General features: G+C 36.8%; 9 protein-coding genes. 4 read left to right on the top strand and 5 right to left on the bottom strand.

The window, feature by feature from the left end:
• Positions 1 to 44: 44 nt before the first annotated feature.
• Positions 45 to 1,556 carry a Fe-S cluster assembly protein SufB gene (gene sufB / locus ACFIME_RS09465; RefSeq protein WP_375662528.1) on the bottom strand — a complete coding sequence of 504 codons (1,512 nt, stop codon included), beginning with the start codon at positions 1,554 to 1,556 and terminating at the stop codon, positions 45 to 47.
• A 139-nt stretch (positions 1,557 to 1,695) separates the two neighbouring features.
• Positions 1,696 to 2,871 carry a cysteine desulfurase family protein gene (locus ACFIME_RS09460; RefSeq protein ID WP_375662527.1) on the bottom strand — a complete coding sequence of 392 codons (1,176 nt, stop codon included), beginning with the start codon at positions 2,869 to 2,871 and terminating at the stop codon, positions 1,696 to 1,698.
• 160 nt (positions 2,872 to 3,031) lie between these two features.
• On the opposite strand from ACFIME_RS09460, the gene ACFIME_RS09455 reads away from it, so the two are divergent.
• The 3 genes from ACFIME_RS09455 to ACFIME_RS09445 all read left to right on the top strand — a co-directional run bounded on the left by ACFIME_RS09455 (position 3,032) and on the right by ACFIME_RS09445 (position 5,964).
• The gene (locus tag ACFIME_RS09455) at positions 3,032 to 3,712 is read left to right on the top strand and encodes an alpha/beta hydrolase (protein ID WP_375662526.1); all 681 of its coding nucleotides are present in this window, start codon (positions 3,032 to 3,034) and stop codon (positions 3,710 to 3,712) included.
• A 321-nt stretch (positions 3,713 to 4,033) separates the two neighbouring features.
• A complete protein-coding gene (tyrS, locus tag ACFIME_RS09450) occupies positions 4,034 to 5,287 on the top strand; it encodes a tyrosine--tRNA ligase (RefSeq protein ID WP_375662525.1) in 1,254 nt (417 codons plus the stop codon).
• 191 nt (positions 5,288 to 5,478) lie between these two features.
• Positions 5,479 to 5,964, top strand: coding sequence for a peroxiredoxin (locus ACFIME_RS09445; RefSeq protein ID WP_375662524.1), 486 nt, complete (start codon positions 5,479 to 5,481; stop codon positions 5,962 to 5,964).
• A 338-nt stretch (positions 5,965 to 6,302) separates the two neighbouring features.
• Here the strand turns inward: ACFIME_RS09445 and prfB are convergent.
• The 3 genes from prfB to ACFIME_RS09430 form a co-directional block, all read right to left on the bottom strand.
• Positions 6,303 to 7,431 (bottom strand): peptide chain release factor 2 gene (gene prfB / locus ACFIME_RS09440; protein WP_375684850.1). Its coding sequence is split into 2 segments (ribosomal slippage): positions 6,303 to 7,361 and positions 7,363 to 7,431, totalling 1,128 coding nucleotides; the frame shifts between segments, so codons are not numbered across the junction.
• Positions 7,432 to 7,601: 170 nt separating this feature from the next.
• Positions 7,602 to 10,067, bottom strand: coding sequence for a penicillin-binding protein 1A (locus tag ACFIME_RS09435; protein WP_375662523.1), 2,466 nt, complete (start codon positions 10,065 to 10,067; stop codon positions 7,602 to 7,604).
• 169 nt (positions 10,068 to 10,236) lie between these two features.
• Entirely contained in the window at positions 10,237 to 11,466 is a 1,230-nt protein-coding gene (locus ACFIME_RS09430) for an N-acetylmuramoyl-L-alanine amidase (protein ID WP_375684849.1), read from the bottom strand.
• A 586-nt stretch (positions 11,467 to 12,052) separates the two neighbouring features.
• Here ACFIME_RS09430 and ACFIME_RS09425 point away from each other — a divergent pair.
• Complete coding sequence (locus tag ACFIME_RS09425) at positions 12,053 to 14,674, top strand: ribonuclease E/G (RefSeq protein ID WP_375684848.1); 2,622 nt, start codon at positions 12,053 to 12,055, stop codon at positions 14,672 to 14,674.
• Positions 14,675 to 14,707: the final 33 nt, after the last annotated feature.

The following is a 14,707-nucleotide window of genomic DNA, read 5'->3' as shown; positions in this document are numbered from 1 at the left end:
CAGCCTTTTTACATAAAGTCTTCTATTTATCTAATTAAATAAAATTATCCAACACTACCTTCAAGGCTAATACTAATAAGCTTTTGTGCTTCGACAGCAAATTCCATGGGAAGTTTTTGAATGACCTCTTTTACAAAACCATTTACAATTAATGCGATAGCTTCTTCTTCGGGAATTCCTCTTTGCATAACATAAAAAAGTTGGTCATCAGAAATTTTTGATGTTGTGGCTTCATGTTCAAACTGAGCTGTTGCATTTTTTGCTTCAATATAAGGAACTGTATGCGCACCACAATCATTTCCGATTAACAAACTATCACATTGCGTAAAGTTACGCGCATTTTGTGCTTTTCGATGAGCTGTGACTTGTCCTCGATAAGTGTTATTTGAAAAACCTGCAGAAATACCTTTGGAAATAATGCGACTGGATGTATTTTTTCCCAAATGAATCATTTTTGTACCAGAATCAATTTGTTGATAACCGTTTGCAACAGCAATAGAATAAAATTCTCCACGCGCATTATCACCACGGAGTAAGCAGGATGGATATTTCCAAGTAATCGCAGAACCAGTCTCAACTTGTGTCCATGAAATTTTAGAGCTATCACCTCGACAATCTCCACGCTTCGTCACAAAATTATAAATACCGCCCTTTCCATCTTTATCGCCAGGATACCAGTTTTGTACTGTAGAATATTTAATCTCTGCATTTTCAAGGGCAATAAGCTCAACAACAGCAGCATGAAGTTGGTTTTCATCACGTTGGGGTGCTGTACACCCTTCAAGATAAGAAACATAGGAATCTTCAGCGGCGATAATCAATGTTCGTTCAAATTGGCCAGTGTTGCGTTCATTAATCCTAAAATAAGTTGAAAGCTCCATAGGACAACGAACCCCTTTGGGAATATAAACAAATGAACCATCTGTAAAGACAGCTGCATTTAAGGCCGCATAATAATTATCACTTATAGGTACAACTGTTCCTAAATATTCTTTAATAAGCTCAGAATGTTCAATAATCGCCTCTGAAATAGAACAAAAAATCACACCAGCACGTGCCAGCTCTTTTTTGAATGTTGTTACAACAGAAACAGAATCAAAGACTGCATCAACAGCCACCTGCCCCGATACAGACATACTATCATCAAAAGTGGAGGGATCAGACTGTTTTCTCACTCCTGCCAAAATCTCTTGTTCTTTAAGGGGAATGCCAAGTTTTTCGTACGTTGCTAATAACTCAGGATCCACTTCATCCAAAGATTTTGGTCCTGTATGATTTTTTGGAGCAGCATAATAATAAAGCTCCTGAAAATCAATTTTAGGATATTCAAGACGCGCCCAATGAGGCTCTTGCATTGTCAGCCAACGGCGGTAAGCTTTTAAGCGCCATGTTAACATCCATTCAGGCTCATTTTTTTTAGCGGAAATAAATTTGATAATACCCTCATTTAAGCCTTTTGGAGCTTTATCGGTTTCAATATTGGTTTCAAAACCATATTTATATTGGTCAACATCTATTTCACGTACTTGGCGTATCGTTTCTTGTACTGCCGGCATAAATTTTCTCCATTTTTTGGCGTCAAAAACCGGTAACTAAAGTCTTGTTTTTTACAAGATTAAAGTAAGCAAGTTATCTCCTAGGCTATAGGTAAAGTGCAAAAATTTCAATCAAACTTATTTTATTTTTAAAATAATTCTAATTTTTATAACTTTCTGATGATAAATCTTCCCCTTTTCTCCTGCTTATAATTTGAGAAAAAAACGACAGAAAATCATCAATATCTTCAGAAGTTGTGCCACGCCCTAGCGAAATGCGAATGGCACCATTTGGAACATGATACCCCATTGCCTCCAACACTTTGCTTTGTTTTACTTTTCCCGAAGAACAGGCAGAGCCGGATGATAAAGAAAACCCTTCTAAATCAAAAGCAATTTGCATCGTTTCAGCTTTTATATTTTTCACGGTAAAGTAAGTTGTATTTGGCAAACGTTGAACTCTTTTGCCAAAAATCTCAACATTTTTACTTATTTTTTGTAGTCCATCTTCTAATTTATTGCGTAAATATATTAACTGTTTTATTTCCTCCTGTGTGAAGCAATCAGCCATTGCTGCCCCAAAAGCAGCAATAAGGGGCAATGCTTCTGTTCCTCCACGGAGACCTTTTTCTTGTCCTCCTCCAATAATAAGAGGGTGTGGCATGAGAAGATTACCACATGAAACAAAAGCACCAATTCCTTTAGGACCGCCAATTTTATGGGCAGACAGTATAAAAAAGTCTCCTCCTAACTGATGAATATCCACAAAATTTTTATCTACATATTGTGTCAAATCAACTATAAGAGTGCCTCCTAAATCCCGAACAATAGCGGCGATTTCTGTTAACGGTTGAATAACACCCGTTTCACTATTTGCAGCTTGAATAGCAACAAGAGGTAAACCTTTTGTTTTATCGTGAACCGTTAAGAGTGATGTTAATTTATCTTGTTGTATGAGCCCATCTTGATCAACATCAATGACGCTTATCAATTCTTTAGAAAAACGTCCTCCCTCTGCAACAGAGGGATGTTCAGTCGCTCCAAGGTAAAGATGAGAAAATTTAACTTTTGCTTTCCCCATATTGTAAAAAGGTGTTAACAAAGTCATTGCGGCTTCACTCGCACCAGAGGTAAATACCACGTGATCTGGATCTGTTTTAAGATTTTCAGCGATTTGCCGACGGGACTTTTGCAACAAAGTTTTAGCGGCACGCCCTTCCTTATGAACCGATGATGGATTACCAAATATCTCTAAAGATTCCAGTAACGCTATCCGTGCCACTTTTTTGAGCGGTGTTGTTGCGTTATGATCAAAATATCGGCGTTTTATAACCATTTTACATCGCAATCATTAATCTTATGAATTGATTGAAAAAATAGCGCATTTTTCTTGAAAAGTGCACTAAAAAAAGAATATCTAATAATTATTTAAGAGATTCTATGGTAAAAGTCGACCAGGGTCAAAGAGAGCCTTTTATTGCATTAAGGAGCATTTTATGCCAGAAATTATTTTTAACGGTCCCGCGGGTCGGCTCGAAGGGCGTTATCAACCTTCACAACAAAAAAATGCACCCATTGCGATCATTTTGCATCCTCATCCCCAATTTGGTGGAACTATGAATCATAAAATTGTCTATGACCTCTTTTATATGTTCCAACAACGTGGCTTTACAACTTTACGTTTTAACTTTCGTGGTATTGGTCGTAGTCAGGGTGACTTTGATTATGGAATAGGAGAACTTTCAGATGCTGCTGCTGCTCTCGATTGGGTGCAAACACAACATCCAGACTCTAAAAATTGTTGGGTAGCAGGATACTCATTTGGAGCATGGATTGGTATGCAGCTTTTAATGCGCCGACCGGAAATTGAGGGATTTATCTCAGTTGCCCCTCAGCCTAATGTTTATGACTTTTCATTTCTTGCACCTTGTCCCTCTTCTGGACTTATCATTCATGGCGGTATCGATAAAGTTGCCCCTCCAAAAGATGTTCAAATACTTGTCGATAAATTAAAAACACAAAAAGGTATCATCATTACACAAGAAATATTGGAAGAGGCTAATCACTTTTTCAGTGGATGTCATGAAAAACTTATTGAACGATGTGCCCACTATTTGGATAACCATATCTCCAATGAACTTCTCGCTCCTCCTTCTGAAATACTTTCACTAACTTAGGAAAATACGATAGATTTATAAAAAATTAGCAAAAGCCGTTTCTGATCATAACAAAGTAATTTTTTCAGTTTGCATTTAAAATTTTTCTAAATTTTATTTCAGGATAGAAATGAGAATAACAGCATACCTGTTTTCTATCACTGAAAAGTCTCTTTTTAGCGTAAAAAGGAAATAATACCTGTATTATTATCTTTATATTACCAATAGGTCTCTTTCTCTTGTGAGGTGTGTGTCAGTTATGATAGATAACGCATTAATAATTCATTATATAATCGCCTATTATATAAAATAATGCACTCTTATAATTAGGAAATTAAATCTGTGTTTGCCTTTAAATCTGATTTTTTACACATTATGAGCGAACGTGGTTTTATCCACCAAATTTCAGATGAAAAAGGCTTAGATGATCTTTTTTCAAAAGAAACTGTAAGCGCTTATACTGGATTTGACCCAACAGCATCGAGTTTACATGCTGGAAGTCTTCTTCAGATTATGATGCTTTATTGGTTACAAAAAACGGGTCATCGCCCCATTGCTTTAATGGGCGGAGGGACCGGATTGATTGGTGATCCTTCCTTCAAAGACGAAGCGCGACGCCTTCTGACACAAGATGATATTGCTGCAAATATTGATGGTATTAAAAAGGTATTTGCTAACTATTTGACATTCGGTGACCGAGAAACCGATGCTTGTATTGTGAATAATGCTGAATGGTTATGCAATTTAAACTACTTAGAATTTTTGCGTGATGTAGGAAAGCATTTTTCTGTCAACCGTATGTTGTCATTTGATTCTGTCAGACTCAGACTTGAGCGTGAGCACTCTTTGTCATTCTTAGAGTTTAATTATATGATTCTGCAAGCTTATGACTTTGTTGAACTTTATAAACGTTATGGGTTGCGCATGCAAATGGGGGGCTCTGATCAGTGGGGCAACATTATTAACGGAATCGAATTAGGACATCGTTTAGGAACACCGCAATTATATGCGTTAACATCACCATTGCTGACAACCTCTTCCGGTGCCAAAATGGGTAAATCATTGAATGGGGCTGTATGGCTGAATGCGGATAAGCTTTCACCTTATCAATTTTGGCAATACTGGCGCAATACAGAAGATGCTGATGTAACACGATTTCTAAAGCTCTATACTCCATTGCCGATGGATGAGATTCTTAAACTTTCTCTATTACAAGGAACTGAAATTAACGAAGCAAAAAAAATTCTTGCAACAGAAATTACAGCAATGTTGCATGGACGTGTTCTTGCTGATGCAGCAGCAGAAACGGCTCGCAAGACGTTTGAAGAAAAAACTCTGGGAGAAAATCTTCCAACTGTTGAAATTAATGCCTCAGAATTAAAAAAAGGTGTTGGATTGCTCACTCTTTTAGTACAAGCAGGACTCGCTAGATCTAATAGTGAGGCACGCCGACACATTCAAGGTGGAGGTGTCCGTGTAAATGATCAAATTATTGAGGATGAAACACATCTTATTATTGAAGGGGATGTCAGTGCAGAAGGAACCATTAAACTTTCTTTTGGTAAGAAAAAACATGTTGTGATGAAACCAGTATAATCTTTTGCTGTTTTGTTTATGTTGTTCACGTCGAGCTTGTTCTTTCAATTCAATCGTTGTGATAGGGCGAGTTTTGTTAGGAAAATAAAGGTCTCTTCAAAACAATAATATTTCTAGAGAGTTGAATAGTTCTTTTCTTCTGTGTACTCTGATATCTTATACCTGTTACACAAAAAAGAAAGATGAAAACAATGACAAGACCAATGAAAGGTGCTCTTGCTCCTGATTTTACTTTGCCGCGCGATGGAGGAGAGACAGTGTGTCTTTCTGACTTTAAAGGAAAGCCTGTTGTTTTATATTTTTATCCAAAAGATGACACCAGTGGTTGCACAAGTGAAGCACTTGATTTCACAAAATTAAAGATGAAATTTGATGAAATCGGTGTTGCTGTTATTGGAATCTCTCCAGATAATGTAAAAAAACATGATAAATTTAAAATAAAATATGAACTTGATGTCATCTTGGTTTCTGATGAAGAAAAAACGACCCTCGAAGCTTATGGTGTTTGGGTTGAGAAAAGCATGTATGGACGCAAATATATGGGAGTTGAACGGAGCACTTTTTTAATTGATGCAAATGGAATAATAGTAGAAGAATGGCGCAAAGTAAGCGTATCTGGGCATGCTGAAAATGTTTTAGCTACTGCAACACTTTTATATCATAATGGTAACTTGTAAATTGAGTGTTTGATTTACCTTCAAAAGCAAAAGTTATTCCCCCTAATTGATTTTAGTTTTTAAATGGATTCAATTTTTACAATATATTGATTTATAAGGATAATGAATTGTTTTACATTTATATTAGTCCCCTGAATATCGCAAAATTTTCTTATTTCAGATTCTTCCTATCACTTGCAATATCATAAGCAGAATTAGCGTGTGAGAAAAAATTGAAGAAAGAAACAAGAAAATCCTCCTTTAAACCTTTAAAGTATCAAAGGCTATATAACATCACAGCATCAATAAAACGAACAGCTTAAGAAAAAATCTATATGGCTTGAAGGAAGGATATATATTTAACGAATATCCTCAATTTTTTTGTCTTGTCCATAAATGCGCCGTGCGAGTGCTGCTTCTATAAATGCATCTAAATTACCATTAAGTACGGATTGTGGATCCGTATTTTCAATTCCTGTACGCAAATCTTTGACAAGCTGATAGGGTTGAAGAACATAAGATCTAATTTGATGTCCCCATCCGATTTCTGTTTTAGAAGATTCAGCAGCATTGGTTTCTTCTTCTCTTTTTTTAAGCTCTTCTTCATAAAGCCGTGCACGCAACATCGACCAAGCCGTAGCGCGATTTTTATGTTGAGAACGTTCTGTTTGACATTGAACAACAATACCCGTTTTTATATGTGTGATGCGAACAGCAGAATCTGTCGTGTTAACATGTTGTCCTCCTGCTCCAGATGCACGATATGTATCAATACGCACATCTGCCTCTGAAACATCAACTTCAATATTGTCATCAATAACTGGATAAACCCAAATGCTCGCAAAAGAAGTATGGCGCTTTGCATTCGAATCAAATGGAGAAATCCGCACTAAGCGATGAACGCCTGATTCTGTTTTCAACATTCCATAAGCATTATGCCCTTTTACAAGAATAGTCGCTGACTTTATTCCTGCTTCTTCTCCATCATGAATTTCTAAAATTTCAACCTTCATTTCATGCTGTTCAGCCCATCGCATATACATACGTAAGAGCATAGAAGCCCAATCTTGGCTTTCTGTTCCCCCTGCTCCAGCATGAACTTCTAAATAGGTATCATTCGGATCTGCCTCTCCTGAAAGAAGTACGTCAATTTGCCTTTTATCTATCTCATTTTTAAGATTACGTATTGATCTTTCTGCATCAGCGATAATTTCAATATCACTTTCTTCTTCGCCCATCGCAATAAGCTCAATGCATTCTTCAAGTGTTTTTGTAAATGATAAAAGACCATTGATTGAATCATCGAGACGTTGACGCTCACGCATCATATCCTGTGCTCGTTGTGCATCATCCCATAATGATGGATCTTCCGCTTTTTGATTAAGATATTCAAGACGCTTTAGTGATTGATTCCAGTCAAAGATGCCCCCTTAGCAATTGTATTGCTTTCTGGATTTCATCAACTAATGTTTCTATTTCTGCTCGCATAATTTAACACCGTATTTTAAAAAACTCTTTTTGGTTGTGTCTCTTAGCATTTTATACAAATTTAATAGCTGCTATCAGAAAATGGTACAATTCTATCACTCTATTTACAGAACTGACATTGTAAAAAAGAGATAAAAACCATGACTCATGGCGAAAGGAGATTTTGTTGATTAATAGAGCCCACCTGTCCCACTTTCAAGGGCTTTATTGACTTGTGGAGAAGTCGTTACTGCAGGAACACCTTCTTGAAAAGAATTTGTACTCCCAATAACTTGATATATATCAGCAGGACCAGTCCCTGGTTTAAATGCTTCTATAATGACATCTTGATCTCCTCTTTCCGCAAGCATTCCTGTTTTCCGATTAATTGGCATTAAAATCATACCCTTTGGCATCTTAAAGGGAACATCTGGCTTTCCTTTAAGAGCATCTGCCATAAACTCACCAAAAATAGGTGCAGCTAATGAACTTCCTGTTCCATTATATCCTAACGGAGCTGGTTGATCATAACCGACAAAAATACCAACGACAATGTCAGGAGTAAATCCCATAAACCAGACATCCTTAGAGTCATTGGTTGTTCCTGTCTTAGCGGCAATATGTCGATTAAGATAACGTAAACGTGCTGCAGTACCACGCTGAACAACCCCTTCCATCATCGATGTAATTTGATAAGCTGTCATAGGGTCAAGAACTTGATCTCGCTCATCAATCAATGTGGGTTCACGTTGATTATTCCATGAATTCGTATTACAATTTTCACAAATACGATCATCATGACGATAAATTGTCTTTCCATAACGATCTTGAATTCTGTCTATCAGAGAAGGCTTAATAGAGCGTCCCCCATTGGCAATAACTGAATAAGCTGTAACCATTCGTAATACTGTTGTTTCACCAGCCCCTAAAGCCATGGGAAGATAAGGCTGCAATTTATCTACGATCCCAAAGCGTTCTGCATATTCAGCGACAAGAGGCATTCCCATATCATTGGCAAGCCGTATTGTCATAAGATTACGAGAACGCTCAATACCATAACGCAACGTTGAAGGTCCTGCAAAGGTACCTCCATAATTTTTGGGTTGCCAAACTTCACCATTATATTGACGAACTTCAATGGGACCATCTAAAACAACGGATGCTGGTGTATATCCGTTATCAAGAGCTGCTGCATAAACAAAAGGCTTAAAAGCAGATCCCGGTTGGCGATAAGCTTGGGTTGCACGATTGAATTCAGATGCGGCAAAAGAAAATCCTCCCACCATAGCAAGAACGCGCCCTGTATGAGGTTCCATAGCAACAATTGCACCTTCAACCTTTGGAATTTGTTGTAAACGATAAGTGTTATTTGTATTGGATAGTTTTTCAACAAAAATGACATCCCCAACTTGCAGAACATGAGATAAGCTCTGAACAGTTTTTCGATAACCATTTTCTTTTACAACATGGAGTGCCCATTTTGAATCAGCTTCAGATAAAACAGCAATTTCCCGTTTTTTTGATAATATACCTGAAGCTTCGCGCTGTGGCTGTAAACCAATCTCTACTTTGTTGGGATTAGTAGAAAGAACAACAGCTAAACGCCATTCAGGAACATCACTTAGCCCTGTGATATCTGCAAGTTCTGTCCCCCAATCCCCTTTCTCATCAATATGCGCATAAGCTCCACGCCATCCTTGCGCATGATCAAATCTAATTAATCCATCGTGTAAAGCACGTCGCGCAATAAGTTGTAAATGCGGATCAAGCGTTGTACGAATGGAAAGCCCACCTTCATAAAGTGTTTTAGCCCCATAGCGATGTATTAAACGACGCCGCACTTCTTCAGTAAAATAATCAGCCGCAAAAACATAGCTATCACTCCCACGGATTGTCGCTCCTAAAGGTTTAGCTTTCGCTTTTTCACCTTGTTCACGCGTTACATATCCATTTGCAATCATCCGGTCTATAACCCAATTACGCCGATCAATAGCACGTTGTGTATTCTTAAATGGATCATAATTTGCTGGTCCTTTTGGAAGAGCAGCCAAATAAGCACATTGTTCTAGCGTCAGATCATTGACGGATTTATTGAAATAGGTCAAAGAAGCAGCTGCTATACCATAAGTGCCACGCCCCAGATAAATTTCATTGAGATAAAGTTCGAGAATATGATCTTTTGAATAAGTTTTCTCAATACGCATTGCTAAAATAGCTTCCTTAAATTTACGTTCTAACGTTGTTTCTGAACTTAAAAGGAAGTTTTTAGCGACTTGTTGCGTTATAGTTGATGCACCCTCTGGACGTCTTCCAGAACCAATATTACGAATATTATTGATCAAAGCTCGAGAAAGTCCTTCAGGATCTAAACCAAAATGATGATAAAAGTTTTTGTCTTCAGCCGAAATAAAAGCATTTATAACAAGCTTTGGTATTGATTGAATCGGTAAATAGAGGCGATGTTTTGTTGCAAACTCTGCCATAAGACGGCCATCAGAAGCATGGACGCGGGTCATTACCGGCGGCTCATAAAGTGAAAGAACTTCATAATCAGGGAGTGCATTTGCTTGACCACTGGTCATAACACCCCACGTTATTGCACCACAAAGTCCAATAGCAATAAAAAAACGAAGAAGATATCTTAAAAAAATCATCATAAAAACGGCTATCGCTTTCTTAAGAATTAATTAAAGAAAAAAATACGTTACTTCAAACACACCAAGTGGATATCACCACAAGATTGAGATCAAGAGAAATCGTTTTCTATCTTTTATTTATACTAGGGTACACTAGAAGCCCATATAGATACTCTATTTTCTCACAAATTTAAAGAGGCTGTATCATTTTCTGCCTATAATCAGCAAATTGACGAATAGAATGAGCAATAGAGGCTGCCATTTGTTTTCTCCAATGAGGATCATTTAATAACTTTTCATCCTCTTTATTGGATAAATAACCTATCTCTATCAAGACTGAGGGTATATCTGAAGCTCTTAAAACTTGAAAATTAGCATAACGATGTGGGTTATTAATCAAGTTAATATGATTCTTTGATAAACTTGAAATAACACTATTTGCAAAATTAACCGAAAATGTATGTGTCTCACGTCGTGTAAGATCCATCAAAATATCTGTAACTTCGAGCGTTTCATCTGCAGGCAAACCATCAAGCAAATCAACTTTATTTTCATTTTCAGCTAAAGATTTTGCAATGGCATCAGAGGCTTTGTCTGATATGGTATACACTGTGGCACCGCGAAGAGAATGTAGATCAATCGTATCCGCGTGAATAGATATAAAAAGATCAGCATCAAACTCTTGCGCTTTTTTAACTCTTTCACTTAGTCTTAAAAAAATATTGGAATCTCGTGTTAAAGCAACGGTAATATGAGAATCCTTTTGTAATTCGTCTCGCAATGCACGCGCAAAGTCTAAAGTCACATCTTTTTCTAAAATTCCAGTAACCCCCCGCGCACCACCATCAATACCACCATGACCAGGATCAAGAACAACACGGAAATTATATGCTGGCATTAACTGTGTTTTTGTATCAAAATTGATCCTTTGCTGTTTTTTTAATATCTCATCAAATTTTTCTTGTGTACTTTTACGAATATCAATCAGCAACTGCCATAAACCATTATTTAATTTTTTTACGACATTTTTTTCAACTACAAAAGCCGTTTTACTTGTCAAAACAATGCGTGAAGTCTGTATGTCAGAGAAAGCGTAACGCACATCTGAAAGCATAACGGATAATGTATTCCTTTTCTTTAAAGGCGTATTTTGCATCGAAAAGTCAATTGTAGGTAAATTGATAACCAAACGTGCTGGCCTGTCCAAAATCTGTAAACGAACATTTGGTTTTGAATTAAAAACCGCAATAATACGCGTATGAACACTATCACCAATGGTTCGAAAATTAATAAGTCTCAGAGGATCTCCGGCTTGAAGACTGGTTTGGAGTAGCAAAAAAGATAATAAAAAGTATGTGACGAACACAATAACATCCCCATAAGCTGTTTTCAGCTTTTTGGTAAAAAAAACTCTTATCATAAGCAAAATACTCTACATTACCTTTGTAATAATTTATCTTGGTTACATAAAACGATACACCAATTTATTATCTATTTTTCAATAAAAGCTAAATAAACACCTCAAAACGAAATTAAGGTCATAAAGATATTATAATTATACATGATTTACATTGTTACTTGCCAAACGCATGATATCAACATAAAAGAATATTTATGCTTCCTAGCTGATAATAGTCATCTAAATTATCTGTAACTCATATTAAGTTGTCTTTAGAAGTTTTTTGTCTATTATGCGTTGAGACTTTTTTATGGATGAAAAATTTCTATGTTGTAACATTAGGATTGCATTACTTAAGATTCGTTGGTTCGGATATCCGAACTGTTTTAAAGATTATTTTACCGGAGACTTTTAAGAAATATGAGTCATAAAAAACAGATGGAAATAATGATGAGAAATGGTGTAAATGCAGTCATGCCTTTGCACGTGGTGTTCCGTCCTGTTTTTCTGGTACCTCCCTTTTATGGCAGACAGCCTTTTATATTTACGAATAGTTATAGCATTCGTTTGAATAAAATTGTGCATGTCGCCTTCAGGATATTAACTTATGTCAAACAAAATGCTTATAGATGCCTCCCATCCGGAGGAAACACGTGTTGTTGTTGTTCACGGCAACAAAATTGAAGAACTTGATTTTGAATCAGAACATAGAAAACAGCTCAAGGGGAATATTTATCTCGCACGTATTACGCGTGTAGAACCGTCTCTCCAAGCGGCTTTTGTTGAATATGGTGGAAACCGACATGGTTTTTTAACATTTTCTGAAATTCATCCTGATTATTATCAAATTCCTATTGCTGATCGCCTTGCTCTTCTTGAAGAAGAAGAAAAAGAAGCTGTAGGAGAAAATTCTGTAGATACCTTTACGGAAGAAGCAACTAAAAATAAAAAACGCTCCAGAAGAACAAAAAAAAGTGAAAAAAACAATGTTATAGCAGCCGATATTGAAAATGATATCACATCTGAAGCGATAATAATTGATAATACAGAAGAAGCATTAAATGCCAATATCTCTTATGATGAGATTGAAATGGTCGGTGCTGAGGACATCCGTGAAGAGCTCCCGATTTATCAAAGAAAACAAGGGCGCCAGTATAAAATTCAAGAAGTCATTAAACGACGTCAAATTTTGTTGGTACAAGTTATCAAAGAAGAGCGTGGTAATAAAGGTGCTGCCCTTACAACATATCTATCTCTAGCTGGTCGTTACTCTGTTCTAATGCCCAACACAGCACGTGGTGGTGGTATTTCACGAAAAATTACGAACGTACAAGACCGTAAGCGTCTTAAAGAAATCGTAAAAGAATTAGCCGTTCCAAAAGGTATGGGCGTTATCTTACGAACCGCTGGTGCCAATAGAACAAAAGCTGAAATTAAACGTGATTATGAATATCTTATGCGGTTATGGGATACTATTCGCACTTTGACACTCGAGTCAACGGCGCCATGCCTTGTCCATGAAGAAAGCAATCTCATCAAGCGTTCTATACGAGATCTTTACAATAAGAACATTAGTGAAATTCTTGTCTCTGGAGACCAAGGATATCGTGAAGCGAAAGACTTTATGCGTATGCTCATGCCAAGTCATGCAAAAGTTGTGCAACCTTACCGTGATCCTACGCCCATTTTCGCAAGAAATAATATTGAAATTCAACTTGATAAAATGTTGCAACCACAGGTTTCTTTAAAATCTGGTGGTTATCTTGTTATTAATCAAACAGAAGCACTTGTTGCTATTGACGTAAATTCTGGCCGCTCTACGAAAGAATTCTCTGTCGAAAAGACAGCCTTACAAACTAACCTTGAAGCTGCTGAAGAAGTAGCGCGTCAATTACGCTTGCGTGACCTTGCTGGTTTAATTGTGATTGATTTTATTGATATGCTTGAAGAACGCAATGTGAAGCTGGTCGAAAAAAAATTAAAAGATTGTTTAAAAAATGATCGTGCTCGTATTCAAGTAGGTCATATTTCACACTTCGGCCTTTTAGAAATGAGTCGTCAACGTATTCGCATATCGGTTTTAGAAAGTACGACACAGCCCTGCCCACATTGCGCAGGAACAGGAAATATACGTTCTGAATCATCAATTGCGTTACATGTCATGCGCTCAATTGAAGAATATCTTCTTCATAATTCGCAACATAATATTATCGTGCGCACCCCCGTAGCAACAGCGCTTTATGTATTAAATCATAAACGCAATATTCTTGTTAATTTAGAAGCTCGCTTTAAACTTAATATTAGTATTGAAGCAGATGATAGTATTGGAACACAACATCTTGTTATTTCTAAAGGCTCAATAGCAGAGAGAATTTTTCAATCTTCATTGGAAGATGACAATAAGCAAGAAATTGAAGATTCTGTTTTCATAAAAAGTGAATCTATTGAAAATCCTTCTCCCATTGAAACAAACCAAAAGCGTCGGCGCAAAAATCGTCACGGTGAAATTACTGATCATTCTCTCTCCAACGTTCATAAAAAAGAAGATACCTTGAATGATGATTCTTATCGTCGAGGACGTCGTCGAGGACGTCGTGGTGGTCGACGCAATCAAGATAATAGTTTTCATCAGATTCGCGTTCCTTATGCAGAACCAGTGGGAGATTTTGCTAAGCAAGCTTTAGCAGAAATTAAAGCAGCGCATCGCAAACGTCGTGTTTCACCTGCTAAATCTTTTGAACTTGAAGAAACAAAGAATAATACACAAGCTCTAGATATACAACAACAGAGTGAATCTGAAAAAAATGATACAAGTATTAAACGTAAAACACGTTCTTCAAAAGTAGTAGAAAATCAACTTTCTTTAGAGAATGATCAAAATATTGCAGAACAAAAATCTCTTGAAGAAAAACCTACAACCAGTTCGGTGCGTAAAACTAAAACAAAAAAAGCAGATAAAGCTATTCATGAGGTAGAAGATAAAGCTCTTGAAAAGAGTAAAAAATCAACACGTGGAACACGTAAAAAATCATCTTCTAAAGAGACAACGCAAATACAAAAAATATTAGAGCAAGAAACTGTAATCGAGATGGAGAAAGTTATCGAAACCTCTCCTTCCCAAATTGAAGAAACAATTAATCAACCCGTTGTTATTTCATCAACGCCTAATGATTCTTCCAAAACTGAACGTATTGGTTGGTGGAAACGCAGAATTCTTTCGAAAAATTAAGGATTAAAAAAACCGCCACAGAAAATTGTGGCG

The sequence above is a fragment of the Bartonella sp. AP1QHHD genome (assembly GCF_042196265.1).
GTDB lineage: Bacteria > Pseudomonadota > Alphaproteobacteria > Rhizobiales > Rhizobiaceae > Bartonella.
This window is presented reverse-complemented; position numbering and strand designations above follow the sequence as displayed.